At 70.6% G+C, this 16,001-nt stretch carries 9 protein-coding genes; all 9 read right to left on the reverse strand.

Annotated features, from left to right (window positions below; translation table 11 throughout):
- Positions 1-4 precede the first annotated feature (4 nt).
- The 9 genes from KRAD_RS24835 to KRAD_RS23285 all read right to left on the reverse strand — a co-directional run bounded on the left by KRAD_RS24835 (position 5) and on the right by KRAD_RS23285 (position 15,699).
- A complete protein-coding gene (locus KRAD_RS24835; RefSeq protein ID WP_012001941.1) occupies positions 5-2,617 on the reverse strand; it encodes a glycoside hydrolase family 6 protein in 2,613 nt (870 codons plus the stop codon).
- Between the two features lie 120 nt (positions 2,618-2,737).
- A complete protein-coding gene (locus KRAD_RS23250; RefSeq protein WP_041293797.1) occupies positions 2,738-4,711 on the reverse strand; it encodes a hypothetical protein in 1,974 nt (657 codons plus the stop codon).
- Between the two features lie 243 nt (positions 4,712-4,954).
- Entirely contained in the window at positions 4,955-5,287 is a 333-nt protein-coding gene (locus KRAD_RS23255) for a hypothetical protein (protein WP_041293798.1), read from the reverse strand.
- An 84-nt stretch (positions 5,288-5,371) separates the two neighbouring features.
- Positions 5,372-8,173: a P-loop NTPase family protein gene (locus tag KRAD_RS24840; protein WP_012001938.1), complete on the reverse strand. Its 2,802-nt coding sequence runs from the start codon at positions 8,171-8,173 to the stop codon at positions 5,372-5,374.
- A 376-nt stretch (positions 8,174-8,549) separates the two neighbouring features.
- Positions 8,550-10,358 carry a UDP-glucose 4-epimerase gene (locus KRAD_RS23265; protein ID WP_012001937.1) on the reverse strand — a complete coding sequence of 603 codons (1,809 nt, stop codon included), beginning with the start codon at positions 10,356-10,358 and terminating at the stop codon, positions 8,550-8,552.
- Positions 10,359-10,741: 383 nt separating this feature from the next.
- Positions 10,742-11,308, reverse strand: a complete 567-nt coding sequence (locus KRAD_RS23270; protein ID WP_012001936.1) for a hypothetical protein — start codon at positions 11,306-11,308, stop codon at positions 10,742-10,744.
- A gap of 102 nt (positions 11,309-11,410) precedes the next feature.
- A complete protein-coding gene (locus KRAD_RS23275) occupies positions 11,411-12,361 on the reverse strand; it encodes a hypothetical protein (protein ID WP_012001935.1) in 951 nt (316 codons plus the stop codon).
- 236 nt (positions 12,362-12,597) lie between these two features.
- Positions 12,598-13,833, reverse strand: a complete 1,236-nt coding sequence (locus KRAD_RS23280; protein WP_012001934.1) for a C40 family peptidase — start codon at positions 13,831-13,833, stop codon at positions 12,598-12,600.
- A 3-nt stretch (positions 13,834-13,836) separates the two neighbouring features.
- Complete coding sequence (locus tag KRAD_RS23285) at positions 13,837-15,699, reverse strand: hypothetical protein (protein ID WP_157874022.1); 1,863 nt, start codon at positions 15,697-15,699, stop codon at positions 13,837-13,839.
- Positions 15,700-16,001 lie beyond the last annotated feature (302 nt).

Here is a 16,001-nt window from a genome sequence, read left to right on the forward strand (position 1 = left end):
TCAGTCAGGTCGACTGCGCCAGCTCGACTGCCTGCTCGACCCAGAAGGTGCCGGCCGCCGGCCCGCCGTTGCAGGTGCCGTCGGACTCTCCCACCCGCTTGATCCACAAGCGCGCGTCCTGGTGCGAGTCGTCATCGACGGCGGCGGGGGTCTTACCCAGGGTGCGCCCTTCGGGGTTGCACCACTCTCCGTTGCCGCCAGAGCCGTTGCGGCTGGTGTCCACGACGTAGTGCGCGCCGTCGAGCTCCTTCGACAGCGCTTCGGCGTAGGAGCGTTCGGCCGCGTCGGCGTTGAAGTTGGACACGTTGGTGGCGAACCCGCGGGCCTGATCGACCCCGGCCTTCCGCAGCCGCTGCGCGATGGTGTCGACCTGCCCACCGGTCCACGAGCTGTTGCCGGCGTCGAGGTAGACCGCCGCCCCGGCCTCGTCGAGGACCTGCACGGCCTTGCGCAGCAGGGCCAGGCGGTCGCCTTGCCCGTCGCACTGCCCGACCTGGGCGATGGCGTCCGGCTCGACGATGACCGCGGCACCGGTGCCGCGCAGGCCGTCCGCGACCTGCTCGACCCAGCCGGGATACTCCTGCGGGGAGAGACCACCGGCGGAGTAGGACCCGCAGTCGCGGCCCGGCGCGGCGTAGGTCACCACCACCGCGGTCTTGCCCGCCTTCTGGGCGGCGGTGGCGTAGTCGCGCACCGTGGCGGTCACGTCGCGGGTCCAGTCCCCGACCCACAACGCCACCCCGCCCTTCGCGATTCGTTCCAGCGCTTGAGCGGCGTCGGGGTCGCTGCCGCGCACGTCGTCGATCTCCTGCGCGGCATAGCTCGGGTCGGCGTAGGGCGCGGCGGCGGCGAACGGGTTACCGCCCGCCCCTGTCTCCTCCTCCGCTGCCTCGCCGCCGGTGTCGGTGCGGGTGTCGGCGTCTGCGTTCTCGGCCGCGGTCTCACCGTCCGCCTCATCCTCAGGCGACTGCGCGGCGTCGTCGGTGCCGCCGGTGGGCGCGAGGACGACGATGGTGGGCGCAGCCTGGCTGGTCAGGTTCAGCGTGCTGACCCCCTTCTCGCTGTCCAGGGCCTTCGCGCTCTGACCCGGGACGAAGACCTGAGCGTCGACGTCCTCGCCCACGTCGAGGGTGACCTCCCGGTCGGGGACGTCGAGGGGCTTCTCTCCGTCCTGGTCCCACACCGGGGCGGCCTCCCACACCGCGACGACGGTGGATCCGTCGGCGCGAGGCAGAACCAGCGTGGTCGTGTCGTCGCTGCCGCCGTTGACCTCCACCTCCGCTGGGGAGGCACTGCCGGTCGCGGACGGGCCCCCATGCTCGACCGTGGCGATGAGGTTCTTCAGCGCCGTGGCGACCGGCTTGGGGGATCCGTCGGAGTGGTACAGCCCGAACCGGTCCTCGGCCTCGGCGTTGTTGGAGCCCTCGTCCAGCAGCTCGTAGATGTAGCTGCGGTCCACGCCGTTCTGGAAGTTGGCGAGGAGCTGCTGGAGCTGGAGCACGGCCTGGGCGTCTTCGGAGACGTGGGGCTGGACCCCGTTGCCGGCGGTGGAGTCGGTGGCGGTGTGGAAGCCCAGCTCCGTCGCCCACATCGCCCCGCCGTCCTCGACCGCGCTGGACAGGGTGGTCCGCGCGTCGGCGGCCTGCGGGGTGGAGGTGTCCACGCCGGGGGTCACCTCAGCAGCCATCTGCACCTGGTGCTCGGTGTGCTCAGCGGTCTGCATCGCCCCCCCGGTGTAGGGGTGGCTGTTGGCGATGTCGGAGGGAACCTCACCCAGCTCCGCCCTCGACTCGTCGAAGACCAGAGACGGCGCGACCACGGCGACGTCCTCGCCCAGGGTGTCCTTGACCGCGGTGTAGAGCTCCCTCTGGTGGGCGCGGACCTTGCCCGCCCAGTCGCTGACCCCGGCGTTGTCGCGCTCGTTCACCCCCTCCACCGAGGTGACGTTGAGGTCGTTGTCCTTGATGAGCTGCAACTGGTTCTCGATGGTGAAGGACGAGGTCTCCGGCTGCGCGACCCAGTTGATCGAGATGCCGGCCTCGCTGAGGCGCTTCATCGACTCCAGGGGCACGGAGTCGGTGGAGCCCAGACCGTCGCGGACGTGCTTCACGCCCAGGTCCTCGGCCAGCTTCACCGAGTCCACGTCCCCGTAGGCGCGGTCGAGGTAGGCGACGTGCATCCCGACGCCGATGGAGTTCACGAAGCCCCCCGCGGTGAGGACGGTGTTGTTCGCGCCCGCGGGGAGGGCCGCGGCGTCCTTGCCGGTTGTCGTAGAGGGGTGGGGCTGGTCTTGGTCTTCTCGACCCTCATCCTCGGTTGCCTCGTTGCTCTCGCCGACGCCGGTGACCCAGCGCTTGAGCTTCTCCCAGAGGCTGTCCACCTCGTCCTGGTCGGCCGGGTCGGCGGCCTTCGGCGTCCGTGCGTCGGGGTCGATCGAGGCGGGGTCTTCCGACTCGGTCGGTGAGGCCGACGAGGTGGGTGCCGGTGCGGCGCCGGCTGCAGCCTGCGCCGGTAGCGGGGCGAGCAGCGCACCGCCAGCAGCCAGGGCCGCGGCCAGGGCGAGGCTGCGGCGGTAACGAGGGGAGGGGCGGGACGACGGTGCGGTGGAGCTGGTCATGGCTCGTCTCCAGACAAGGGGATGACAAGGGGATGACAAGGGGAGACCGCCCACCGCAGAGGCTGCAGGTGGGCGGTCTCAGTGGATGCGAGGCAGAGCGCCTCGCGCCCGCGGTCGAGCTCAGCCGACGTCGCTGAACGCCTTGCCGTAGGCAGCAGCCGACTCCGGGACCTTGCCGGAGTTCAGCCGCCAGTTGTCGTTGTCCTTGTCGATGTTGAACAGGGACTCCGCGAAAACGTCACCAGCGCCGGGTCCGGCGTTGCTGGAGAAGGTGTCGTGCATCTCGGTGACGAACACGCCTGCGTCGCCATCCTTCGCGCTGACCGACCACTCCCCGAACTCGATGGGCAGCCCCGCCGAGCGGGCCGCGGCGAGCCAGGTCTTGATGCCCTTCGGGCCGCCGCCACCGTCGAGCATGGTGGCCCGCTCGTCGAACTCGGCCTTGCTGGCGACGTAGGGGTAGGCGTTGTAGTAGGACGCGCCCAGGAAGTCGATGCTGCCCTTGACGGCCTGGATCAGGTCGTGGCTGTCGCCGTCGTAGCCGTTGGACTCGTGGTTGAACCGGACGCCCAACCGCGCGTCGGGGAACTCCTCCTGCTGGATCGACCGGGCCCGCTGGAACGCCTTGGTCCAGGCGTCCTCCTGCCCGGCCTGAACGTGCCACGACATCCAGTAGCCGTTGGCCTCGTACCCGTACTCGATGTAGGCGGTCCCGTCACGACCGGCCCACTTCGACTTCATGGTCGAGAAGGCGTGGCGCAGGTACTCGTCGTTCTGGCCGTCCGCGGTGGCTTCCCAGGAGGACCCATCCGGGAACGGCGGCATGGCGATGATGAGCGACTTGTCCCACTTGTCCGGGCCGAACTCCGCGCCCGGGTTGAGCTGGTCGGCGTTGCCGGAGTAGTCAGTCCATGTCGTCGCCACCTCGGCGGGGACGCCGCGCAGCTTCTCGATGGCGGGGCGGTCCCCGGAGATACCGGAGAGCCAGTCCCCGGCCGCGACCTCAACCTTGCCCTTGCCGCTGCTGGTTGAGGCCGGCGTGGCGTCCACCTCGTCCCGCCCCTCTTCGCTGTCCTGCTCGCCGGCCTGGTCCTCGGCCGGGTCCTCGTTGTCACTGCTGGAGCCTTCGCCGCAGTCAGACGCCCGCTCGGCGGCCTTCTTGCGGACCTCGTCACTGAACGTCGGCGCCGCGCTGGGGCCGTCCTCCAGTGGGGCGTCGACCGTGTTGTCCTCGACGCTGGTGGTGAGCTGGGCATCGGCCTGCGTGACGTCGCAGGTGTCCCCGCTGGTGTCCCCGCTGCTGTCATTGTCGTTCTTGCTGTCGTCTTCGTCCGTCGTCTCGGTGCTCGAAGGCGGGGAGCTGGTCGACGAGCTCGACGGGGAGCTCGTCGAGGAGGCCGCCGCGCTGGACGTCGCGTTGGAGGTCGGGGAGCTAGTCGGCGCGGCCGTCGGGGTGCTCTCCTCGTCCCCGCTGCCTTGCTCCTCCTTACCGTCCTGGTCGTCCTGGTTGTTGGAGTCCGGGGCGTTGTCGCTGCTCTCGGCGCTGTCGTTGCCGGTGATCTTGTCGACGAGGAGGTGCCAGGTGCGGGTGACCCAGGACTGGTCGTCGGGATCGGCTGCGGCCGGGGCCTGCTCGGGCAGGACCCACACCGTCTGCACGCCCTCGGTGCTGGCCTGGAGGGTGACCTCGGTGGAGTCTTCCGACGCCTCCTGGTCGACGACGGCACCGGTCGCGGCGGCGGCAGAGGCCGATCCGCTGCTGGTCTCGTCGCTGCTGCTGGACTTGGTGGCCGGCACGATCGCGTCGCCGTCGTCGGTGACCGTCTGGGTGGCGATGGCCTTGGCGTCGACGGTGACGGTGAAGTCCTTGGACTGCGTCTCGTCCTTGCCGGACTTCTCTCCTGCCGCCTCGTTGGGGACGTAGACGAAGCTCACCTGGACGCCACCGCCGGTGAGGCTGGCGACGCTGTAGCGGATGCTGCCGCCGGTCCCGGTGACGGTGGGGTGCAGGACGGTGGTCTCGACGTCGCCGTTGTCGGTCTTCTCGGCGGCGGTCGCTGCTCCGGGCTGGGCCAGGACGAGCAGACCGGTCATAGCCGCAGCCGCGGCGAGGGTTGTGGGGCGGCGTCTAGCGGAACGCGTCGTACGGGGCGGTGTGGGCACCAGGAGCTCCTTGAGACGTGAACTAGAAAGGGAAGGTCAGGGAGGGCATCAACTGCTGCAAGCGCCGCTACCCATTACCCGCAGCGGGTAGTGACTCATTACCCGCGCAGGGTAGCGGCCTGGGCTCGTTGTTCCAACAGGCACCGCGGAGGACCCCGGGACCGGTGCTGCACGTCAGCGCACCTGCCCCTGCTCCTCGTGGGCGCGACGGGCCCGGCGCTTCGCGATGGCACTGACGGCGAAGGCAAGCAGGAGCAGGCCGGCAGCGACCGCGACCAGGAGGCGCGTCAGATCCAGTCCCGCTCCGCCGCTGGCTGGAAGGGTCACCACGAGCTCAGCGCTCGCGGGGAGGATGACGTCGTGGCCAAGGAGCCAGGCGGTGATGCGCCTCCAGGCGACACCTATCCCACCGAAGGCGACGAAAGCTGCAGCGATCAAGAACAGCTGACCCCGCTCGTCGTCGCTGACTGCGCCCGACGGAGGGGTGTTCTGGGCGGGGCGTTCCATGGTGTCTCCTGACACTGCTCGGGTGGTGGTTGGCACGGTGCGCTCTGCGCTGTGCTGGCTTGCTCGGCAGACGGATCGATGCCGTCAGCGCACGACGTGCAGGTGCGCGCGCTCCCCGGCCTCCGCCTGCGAGGGGTTGGTCACCGCTGGCGCGGTGGGAGGTCGGCGGCTGGTTGCTCGGACCCGCTGAGGCCGGCTCGGCCTGGGCGCAGCCTCGGCTCCGCGTGGGGCATTCACCTTGGAAGTGACCCGAGACCCGCCGGCGCGGGGCGAGCTTGCACGTGAGGGAGCGCGACGAGCCGGAGAGTCCTCCGCCTCGAGGTCGTCGTCGCGAGGGATGCGGGCGGTGATGAGGGTGCCGGCATCGACCGTCAAGGACGCCGCGTCGTCTTGGTCGTCGCGCCACTCCAGGCTGCGCAGGTCCGGTTCGTCGAAGTCTTCTTCGGGGTCGCCCTCCAAGACGGCCCAGTGATCAGTCCCGTCGTCGACGAGCACCAGGTAGCCGGCCGCCAGCTCGTCGACGTCCAGATCGACCGGATCCCCGTAGCCGTCAAAGGGGTCACCCGCCGACCCGTCGAGCTCCCCCGCCTCGCTGAGGTCTTCACCGGAGTCGTCGTCCGCATCGATTTCCCCGCGGCCGAGGAGGTCAGCAGCTCTGGTCCTACTGGCCTGGCCCTGACGCGGTCCTCGTCCGGCCGGCTCGATCGAAACGAACCGGCCAGCGCGCGGGTCGGGCTCGACGATCACGATTCCGTCGGTGTCTGCGGGGTCATGCTCGGCGGCGACGTTCGGCGGGAGCCATTCCGCGGCCAGGGCCGGGGACAGCAGGGATCGCGTCGCCAGGTCTGGACGCAGCTTCAGCGGGATGATGCGGGCGACGTCTCGGAGGTGCTCGCTGGGTCGGGCTCCGACGCCGGCGGTCAGGGACGGTTGGAAGTAGGGACGGGACCACTGCGAGTACCGCACGTCTTCTTCCTCATCGTTCTTCCCCTGACGCGGCTCGGGGGGAACGATGACCAGACGCTCGTGGGCAGCTTCACTGGGCCTGAGAGCACGCAGGATGTCCAGGTCGTCGTGCTGGCCTTCGCGGACCTTGCGGGGGTCGGGGGTCCAGAAGGTCTGGACCTCGATGACGTTGCCGGCCGGTCCCAGCGTGGTGCCGCGGCCGCGGATGCGGGGGACGCTGACGCCGGCGGTGTAGCTGTCCCACATCATGTTCGCGCCCTGCGGGGAGAGGCGTCCCAGAGCGACGCGTGCCCGGAAGTTGTCTCGTGCCTCACCGCTGAGGAAGTCCGCGTCGGGGCGCTGGGTACCCAGGACCAGGTGGACGCGGGAGCTGCGGCCCTTGCGGGCGATGGACTTCACCGCTTCCAGTACGGGCGGTTTGCTGGGGTCTCCTCCACGGCCGGTGACGCGGATGTCGGCGTACCAGGGCAGGACGTTGCCGTAGAAGTCGCGGAACTCGTCCAGGATGAGCACGACCGGCTCGAAGTCGGTCTCGGTGGCTTCGCCGGCGATGACGGCGGCGTAGCGGTCCTCCATGATCTGCCAGACGGCGTGGATGAGGGCGACCTGCTCATCGACGTAGGTGGCGACGGTCTGGACGTTGGGCCATTCCCGGAATCCGAGGAACTCGATGCCCTTGCCGTCGACGATGTGAACGGGCCATCCCCACTTGGCGAAGCGGGCGACGATGTTGTGCAGCAGCACCGTCTTACCGGTACCGGTGGGGCCGACGACCATGAGCATCGGGTCGATGGCGGGACGCCAGGCGATGGTGGCCCCGTCCTCGTCGACGGCGTAGGGGATCTCGACCCGGTCGTAGTTCAGCAGTGGATCCATGTCGTGCTCACGCGGGGCCGGGGAAGGTACCCGCGTTGGCAGCGTGGGGCGAAGCTCGAAGCGGACGAAGTCCTGGTGCAGCTGGAACCGCGCTCGCCAGCGGCCCGCCATCATCGCGGACATGCTGCGCTCGACTCGTGCTCGCTGAGCGGCGGTGGCGACGCGAGTGCCGGCCTGGTGGTGGACGTTGAGGGCGACGATCTGGCGGGTGACCGCGGTCGCCTCTTCCGAGGGTGAGGAGGTACCCGCGGCGGGGGCCTGGTCGAAGTCGTCGGACTCGAGAGACGCCTGCATCTCGTCGAACTCCGGGGTGAGGCGGGCGCCGGGGCCCAGCAGGGACCGCACGAGACGTTCCGCGCGCAGGACTTCCAGCTCCAGGTAGGGGGCGAGGGAGGCGTCGCGGTACTTCCTGCGCAGCTGCACGACTCCCTTGCGGGTGTCGTGGCGCACGATCACGTAGTCGCAGCCCAGCAGACGCGACACGGTGTCGAGCACGGACGTCTTCCACTTGGGATGGTCGGCGTTGACCACGCCTCGGGCGTAGGCGAGCTTCAGGCGCAGCGGCGTCCCGACCCACCATCCGTTCCATCGGGAGGCGATGACCCCCGCGCCGCCCTCCCCCGCCTCGCCCTTCTCGGGACGTTCCGGCTTCCAGCGGCTGGCTTCGACGTGACGGCGCGAGGGCTTGCGCAGTCCCAGCAGCGGGGTCAGGGCTTCGGTCAGGTCGTCGGCGAGCGCCGCTCGGCGTGCGCTGCGGACGCCGTGGACGGCTTCGTGCAGCGAGGCTGCTCCGCCGAGGACGGCGGCGACGGCTGAGAGCTTGGGGTAGCCGACCTCGGGAGCTGCGGCGTAGCCGGCCACGGCACCGGCCAGGCACACCAGCGAGCGCGTCGGCCAGGTCGTAGGCCGAGGAGGGAGCGCCGCAGTCCGGGTGAGCATCGTCGTGCCCGGCTCGCTGAGCAGCCCCGAGCCTCCGGGGTCGGTGCCTCCCAGCGAGGGTGGGCGTTCCTGCGTCGCAGCCGCGGCTTGCGCGAGGGAGGGCATGCCGATCTCCTGTCGGGTGAGCTGTCCCCTGGTGGGGCCGGTTCACTCCGGTAGGTGGCTCAACCGCGCACGGTGTGACAGGTCCGGAAGAGCTTTCTGCCCGCGCCGCGCTACCGCGCCGATGTGGAGGTGTGGCTTGCGGCGCTCGCTGGTCGTGGGGCACCCGGCCGCGGTGGCGTCGCCTCAGCCGTCGGTCTGGATGACGTGGCGCCCGAACAGGGCGGGCCCCTTCAGCGAGGACGGGCGATCGGAGGTGTCGACGACCTCCTGGTCATGCTGGCGAGCGAGCACTTGCGCATGGTGACGATGCGCCTGTGATCCAGAGGCGACCGCATGGTGACCTCTGGGCCGTCAGTAGCCGTGAGCTCATCCCGACCTACTCGGTCACTTCGGTCGAGTCCTCCGACGCGGCGGCAGAGTCCTCTGAAGCGGTGGCGCCCTGTTGGGCCATGTTCTCGGTGTTGACTGCCCCAGCCCATGGTGGCTGAGCACGACCGGCGATCGAGGCACCCGGGGCGACCTGGATGACGTCGTCCGCTTCAGCGGCAGTCCGCCCTTCGATGCGGGCGCCCAGTCCCAGCCTGAGGTTGCCCTCGATGTAGGCGTCCTGCCCTAGCTCGAGGTCACGGTCGCTGTGTGCGTCCTGCGCCAACTGAAGGTGGCCATCGATGTGGGCGTCCTGCTCCAGCTGAAGATGGCCGCCGATGTAGGCGCCCTCCCCCAGCGTGAGGTGGCTGCCGATGTGGGCGCCCTCCCTCAGCCAGAGGACGCCGTCGATGTGGGCGTGCGGCCCCAGCCAGAGGTCGCCGCCGATGTGGGCGCCTGGCCCCAGCGTGAGGTCGCCGCCGATATGGGCGCCCAGCCCCAGCCAGAAGACGCCGTCGATGTGGGCGCCTGGCCCCAGCGTGAGGTCGCCGCCGATGTGGGCGTCCGACCCCAGCCGGAATTCGCCGCCGATGTGGGCGCCTGGCCCCAGCTGGAGGTCGCCGCCGATGTGGGCGCCCAGCCAGAACTTGCCGCCGATGTGGACGCCTGGCCCCAGCTGGAGGTCGTCGTCGATGTGGGCGCCTTGCCCCAGCGTGAGGTCGCCGCCGATGTGGGCGTCCGACCCCAGCCAGAGCTTGCCGCCGATGTGCGCGCCTGGCCCCAGCCAGAAGACGTCGTCGATGTGGGCGCCTGGCCCCAGCGTGAGGTCGCCGCCGATGTGCGCCCTCGACCCCAGCCGGAAAACACCGATGTGGGCGCCTTCGACGAGCGCGAGGTCGCCCGAGAGGTAGAAGTTGGTGAGGTCGATCTTCCCGAGGCGCTGCCCGGTGAGGGTGAAGTCGTCCAACAGTTGGGCGCCCCGCAGGTTGACCTCGATCGGTGGGGTGTTCCCGTCGATGAGGGGAAGCATTGCGGTGATCAGGCGCTGGGCGGTGCGGCGCACCTCGGCTTCGGCGTCTCGAAGATCACGAACTACCTCATCACTGGGCTGCCAGGCGCGAGGGCGCGGCTGGTGGGGACCGGTCTCGGCAACGTCGGCGGTTGCATCGCCGTCGCCCGTCGTCTCGTCTGAGTCGGCCGGTGCGTCGTGGTCGGGGTGGTGGAACGGCTGCCGCAGGTAGGCGCAGAGGATGTCGACCACCGTCGGCACCCGGCCCCGGTCTTCGTCGGCGAGGCGGAACAGGCTGTGCATGCCGCCGAGTCGAACGGCTGCGGCGGTGTGGCCGAGCTGCTCGACGGCTTTGCCGAAGCGGTCGTCGCGGGCGCCGGTGACGTCGCGCTGGTCGGTCAGGTCGTTGGCGCGGCGGGTCTCCTCGAGGGCGGCTCGGGTCAAGCTCGCGGTGTGGTGACTGACGACGACACCGATGCCGGCGGCAGCGGCAGCCATCACCGCCCCGGACAGGACGCCTAGCGGCGACCGGGCGGAGATCTCCGCGGTGACGCGGGCGTTCGGGTCGGCCGGCGTGGGCTGCACGTTGTCGGGGACGAACAGGTCGGGTAGGTACACCCAGATGCCGACGATGACCGCGACGGCGACCACGATGATGCCGACGATGAGCCAGATCAACCTGGGCGGCAGGCCGCCTGCGGTGTTCGTCGGGGAGACGTTGCTGGCCTTACCGGCTCGGTCCGGATCGCGGTCTGCGATCGGTGGAGATTTCTTGGCCGACTTGTCGACGGCGCTCTCTGGATCGGCCATGCCAAGGGATCTTGCCGCTCGCTCGTTGATCCGTCTCGTGGACGCTGGCACAGAGTGCACTACCGCGTCGCGGCGCACATCGGTGATGCCGCGATCTGCGTGGCTTCGGGGACGGGAAAGACGCGGGCACTGAGGAGGCCCTCAGCCGCGCTTGGTCGCAAGGAGACGTCAGTGGCCGTCGGGGCGCGAACTGTGCGTACTCGACGCGCCGGGCTCACGTTAACCCTTGCCGCTCGCTTGACAGTAGGGGTACGCTCAAGCTGAGGTTCCCGGCGTAGCCCTCGGATTCGAGCGATCCCAAACCGTCGCTCACACATGTCACACACCCCCGCCTGTGTCACAGCGAAGACGCTGGCCTCGGAAGCGGTTCTTCACCTCGCGCTTCAGGCCCCCAGAGCGGCGCTGGGGGGTTCTTCTCCCCCGGCACTGCTACCGAGCGAGCCCTCGATGGTGAGGGGGCTGGCACTCGCGGCTGGTGCTGGATCGGCGCCACCTTGGGGCTCCTGATCGGGGGTGCGGCGACGGTTCCAGTACGCGCGCATCGCCTGGCTCTGGCGAGCGCTACCGGCCGGGCTGGGTCCGCGCCGGGTCTGCTCGGGCGCGGGCGGGAAGAGCTGGCCGTCGTTGTACTGCTCCTCCAGCAGCTCGCACATCAGCGTCATCCCGGCGATGACCAGCTCGGACTTGGTGTTGAAGCCGTCCACCTCCAGCTGGGTCCAGTACCAGGCGTTCTTGGCCCGCTCCTCCAGCTCCTTCGGGGTGTAGTGGCTGTGCGCTCGCAGCCCCGTCGAGCGGTCAGGGTTGTAGCGCCCGCCGCGGCGCGCTTCGGCAAGGGGTGCCGCCGGGGACTCCACCGACTCCTTGCCAATGTGTCCTGCCTTGCCGTTGCGGGGTTCGCTGCCGAACGGATCGGCAAGGGGGCTGTCGTGGGTCTCCGGGTCCTCGCTCACCGGCCCGCCTCTCGGCTTCGTAGCGGGTAGTGACATGCCACATCGGGACGGCGTGGCTGTGACATGTCACTACTGCCGGCTGCGCAGGGTGCCTCGTTCACATCAGCTCCCGTCGGAGGCGGTGGTGATCTTCCCCGGCGCCCACGAGCCGCTGCCCTTGCTGACGCGGACTGTCGACAGCTCGCGTTCGGTGCGCTCCCCCTGACCGTCGAGGGCCGCCCACATGACGACGACGTCGACGACGATGGGCAGATCCTGGGTGTCGTCGCGGCCGGTGCGCAGGACGGCGTGCGCCTGCTGGTGCGGTTGCGTCCACCCACCGGCTTCCACATCGGAGGCAAGGGCCTGCCAAGCGACCTCGAGCAGCTCCTGACCATCAGTCGACCCCAGCAGGGCCGGGTCGGTGATGGCGCGGTCCCGCGGCAGCGAGCTGTTGAGGAGGTCCTGCAGGACCTGGTCGCTGACCGGCCCTGCCAAGGTGTCCTCGGGCGTGGGGATCGAGGATGCGTCCTCGCCCGCCGCGGGCGTGGGCGGGGAGGGGGCGACGCTGTCGGTGGTGGATGCGGCCGGCGGAAGCACGGGATGTGGAGCTCCTGCGGTCGTCGTGAGCGCCGGCGGCGCCGGGGACGACGCGCTGCCGCCCTCGACGTTGCCCGTGGGAGGCGTGGTGGCTTGCCGTTCGGTGGCGGTCGTCGAGGTGGCGGCAGGCGTGGGCGCCTCCCACGGCAAGGGAACAGGCAGCAAGCAGAGTGCCCCGACCACCGCCAGCAGCGCCGCGGCGCACGACGGCAGCAGCACGCTCCGACCGGGGACTGCGCGTTCGGGGCCTTCGACGTCGTCTCCGTCGTGCCCTCCGTCTCCGTCATCCCGGTCGTCTTCGTCGCTGAGGTCGTCCTCGGGGAGCTCGGCCAGGAGGTCGTCAGACTCCAGGCGCCGCGCGTCGGAGGCAGACGCGTTCGGCGAGGACGCATCGGGGAAGTCATCGGGGTCGGGATCGCTCGCAGCGAGCGGGCGGGTGCGGCGGCGGTCTGTACGGGCGGTGATCGGTTGCATCCTTGGGCTCCTGTTGATCGGTTCTGGGCGTGGCGCTCGCGGTCAGCTCGGCCTGCTCCTTCACGGAGGTAGGTGCTGCCGGGGGTGCGGTTGCGACAGGAGCACGTCGTCGTATCTGGCCCCTTGCCGATGTGGGACTGACCTTGCCGGCGGCGGTGTCCGCTGGATCTCGGCGCTCGCTGGCCTGCTGAGAGGGACGCGTGCTGCTCAGGCGTGGGCTTGGACGTCGGCCTGACTCAGGGGAAGTGGACGGCGCCGGCGTAGGAGCTCATCCAGACGGCCTCTTCGCGCACGAAGGTGCCGGTGCGGGGGGCGTTGATCATCTGTCCCCCGCCGAGGTAGATGGCGACGTGGTAGATGCCGGTACCGGCGCCCGGGTTGGAGCCGAAGAAGATCAGGTCGCCGGGGGCGACGGCTTCCAGGCCGGCTGAGCGCGGGATGCGCTGCCCCTGCAGGGACTGCTGGGAGGACACGCGGGGTAGCTGGATGCCGGCGACGGCGTAGGCGTACTGGGTCAGACCGCTGCAGTCGAAGCCGACCGTGTTGGCTCCTCGACCGAAGCCGCGGGAGGGCCCACCGATGACGGTGCCGCCCGGGCCCGGGCGTCCCGATCCGCCGCCCCAGGAGTACGGCGTGCCGGTCCACTGCCGGGCGGCGGCGATGACGACCGCGGCTCGGCCGCTGGCTTCGGGGACGGCCGCTCCCCCGGCGGCCACCCCGATCTGGTCGAAGGTGTCGATGTTGGCCAGGACCTTGGCCACGTAGGTCTGCGAGCGGTTGTAGCCGTACAGGGCGGTGCTCAGCTGCTCGCGGTTGGAGAGGTCCTTCGCGCTGGTGCCGCAGAGGTGGACCACCGCGCCGAGGGTGACGTCGTAGGCGTTGTGCGGGTCCGCGACGCCGTCGCCGTTGCCGTCGCGGCCGTAGGCGACCCAACTGGTGGGGATGAACTGCACCGCTCCCACGGCACGGTCGTAGACGGTGTCGCCGTCCCAGCGCCCGCCGTCGGTGTCGTAGATGGCGGTGCGGTTGCCGCCGACGCCGGAGCCGTTCAGCGCTGGGCCGATGATGTGCGGGGTGATGTCGCCGGTGGGGCTGATCTGTCGCCCGGCGGCGAGGTTGGACTCCACCTGAGCGATGCCGGCCAGGATCGACCAGCGCATGCCGGTGCACTTCGGTGCCACGGTGGGAGTGGCCGCGGCCGCCTTGCCGAAGGCGTCCAGCAGGACCGCGTTGACGCCGGGCACCGAGGACGGGGCCAGTCCTGAAACACCGCCGCCCCCGCCGCTGAGCGCGGACACCACGACCAAGAGCAGGACCGCGACTGCCGCGACCACCGCCAACATCAGACCCGCCGCGGCGCCGACGATCCACTTCAGGGGGCCACCCCCCTTGCCGTTCCCTGCGCCGTCGACCTTGCCGGTGGCGTCCGTGCCAGCACCCGTCCCCGGCCGCGGGGTCGTGATGGTCGCCATGACTCAGGCCGACTTCTTGCCGAAGCGGAAGCGGGGCATGCGAGATCCGGCGGCAGGTCGCGGCGGAGCAGTTGCGCGAGCAGCTTCAACGCGGCCGGCTTGCCGGTTGCGAGCCGCGGCGGCGGTCCGCCGCGGAGATGCGCCAGGGCGGGCACCGGTACGGGTGGAGCTCATGCCAGCGGTCGGTGCGGCGCTCGATCCAGCGCCCTTGGGGGTGGACAGGCCGATGGCTGCTGCGGTCACGGCCGGGGCGGCCGCGCGACCTGCCGCCTTGCCGATCGCGACCGCGGGACGGGCAGCCGTGGCCAGGCCGTCGCGGTACTCCCCCGCGAACGCTTTGCCCTGGCCCACCTTGCGCTGCACGACCCCGCGAGCGGCTGCGGCGCGAGAGCGAGCGGCGGCCTTGACGATGCGGGTCGCCCGCGGCACGTAGACGGGAGCCCCGATGGTGGCCTTGGCGGCCACTCCCGCTACACCTCCGGCAAGGCTCGCCGCGGTGACCCCGGCCTTGACGACGCGGTTGCTGGTTACGCGCTGCAGGATGCGCTGGGCGGCGTTGCCTCCCCCGGCTGCTGCAGCGCCACCGACCGCGCCACCGCTCGAGGCGCCAGAACCGCCGAGCGCGCGGCCACCGGCGGCGCGCATGGCTGCGGCCTGCCCAATGGCCTGACGGGCCTGGGACAGCTTGGGCATCTGGGCCGGTCGGGCCTTGCCGCCGCCGCTGAAGGCGGCCGCCTTCTCCGCCATCCGCCGGGCGCGCTCGCTGATGCGTTTGCGCGCGACGACGGTCACGACGATGAAGGAGATGACCATCGCGTCGACGATGAAGAAGCGCACCAGCATGTCCGTGTTGGTCTTGGTGGTCAGGACCCCACGTAGGAAGACGCAGTAGAGCGCAAGCAGGATGATCAGGCCAGCGACGGTGAGCACGGCCCCGAGCAGGCCTGCGACCGAGCTCCACAGGCCGCTGCGTTCGCCGGGCAGGATCGCCAGGATGACGTCGATGATCAACTTCACGGCGAAGAAGATGACCATCAGGGTCGCCAGGAAGATCAGGACGACCAGGACGATGCCCAGGGCGGCCAGAGCACCGCCGGCGGGGGTGAGGATCGCGATGGCTCCCACCCCGGTCCAGCCGGGGTCGTCGGCCCAGTCCTTCAGCTTCTCGTCGCAGTCGCCGACGGCCGAGCGCGCGGAGTCGTCGTCGGAGTCGTAGGGCCCGCCGGCCAGGGCCTTGTCGTAGGCGCTCTGGCAGGAGGTGCCGTCGATGACGCGGCCGTAGTTGATCATCTGGTGCGGCAGGCGGACGAAGGTGTCGACCATGGCCCCGCCGGTCTTCTGCTCGATCAGTCCCGGGTCGGGGGTGGCGCTCTTGCCGTCGCTGGTGATGACGGTGGCCACGGCCTGACCTGCGTCGCGCGCGCCGTAGAGCACCCCGTGGGGACCGGTGATGAGCGCGACGGGATTGGCCAGGGCCCCGGCGGCCAGGACGGCGATGGTGGTCGAGACCAGCAGCTGCACCAGGCCCTTGGCGAAGCGGCCGCTGGCGATGATGCACCCGACCCACAGGCCCATGACGACCAGCGCCAGTCCCCGCAGGCCCAGCTTGGCGATGACGTCGTTCTGCAAGGTCAGGGCCACCGGCTTGATCGCCTCGACCAGCCACTGCACCCACTCCATCTGCAGGGCCAGGTTGATCATGGCGACGGCCGCACCCACGGTCCAGCGGTAGGCCTCCCACATCCCCGACAGCAGCACCCCGTTGGTGATCAGCTTCATCGCGTTCGTGACCCCGCCGGTGTCCACGCTGAGCTGGTACTTCCCGATCGACAGCTCATGCGTGTCCGCCGCGTCCAACGGCGCCAACGGGCCACTGGACGACGTCGAGCCACCACCCGTCGCCGCGCTACCCGTTGCCGCACCGGCGCCGCCGGCGCTCGCGGGCGGAGCCGCTGGGTCTGCCGGAGCTGACGGGGTCGCCGGGGTCGCCGGGGTCGCGGAGCTCGCCGTGCCAGTGGAGGGAGTGGCGGCCGCCGACTGCTCCGGGGCCGGGCGCGAGGAACGTTCTCGCTGCGCTCCAGCAGACGCTTCGGGAGAGGGACTGTCTCTGTCCTGCGTAGCGTCGCTGCTGATGTCGTAGCCGGGCGCGTTCGGGGAGACCCGCCCGG

This window comes from Kineococcus radiotolerans SRS30216 = ATCC BAA-149 (genome assembly GCF_000017305.1).
Taxonomy (GTDB): domain Bacteria; phylum Actinomycetota; class Actinomycetes; order Actinomycetales; family Kineococcaceae; genus Kineococcus; species Kineococcus radiotolerans.

Coding starts and splice junctions, on each gene's coding strand:
- KRAD_RS24835 (WP_012001941.1), bottom strand. CDS start 2,617: ATGACCAGCTCCACCGCACCGTCGTCCCGCCCCTCCCCTCGTTACCGC.
- KRAD_RS23250 (WP_041293797.1), bottom strand. CDS start 4,711: ATGACCGGTCTGCTCGTCCTGGCCCAGCCCGGAGCAGCGACCGCCGCC.
- KRAD_RS23255 (WP_041293798.1), bottom strand. CDS start 5,287: ATGGAACGCCCCGCCCAGAACACCCCTCCGTCGGGCGCAGTCAGCGAC.
- KRAD_RS24840 (WP_012001938.1), bottom strand. CDS start 8,173: ATGCCCTCCCTCGCGCAAGCCGCGGCTGCGACGCAGGAACGCCCACCC.
- KRAD_RS23265 (WP_012001937.1), bottom strand. CDS start 10,358: ATGGCCGATCCAGAGAGCGCCGTCGACAAGTCGGCCAAGAAATCTCCA.
- KRAD_RS23275 (WP_012001935.1), bottom strand. CDS start 12,361: ATGCAACCGATCACCGCCCGTACAGACCGCCGCCGCACCCGCCCGCTC.
- KRAD_RS23280 (WP_012001934.1), bottom strand. CDS start 13,833: ATGGCGACCATCACGACCCCGCGGCCGGGGACGGGTGCTGGCACGGAC.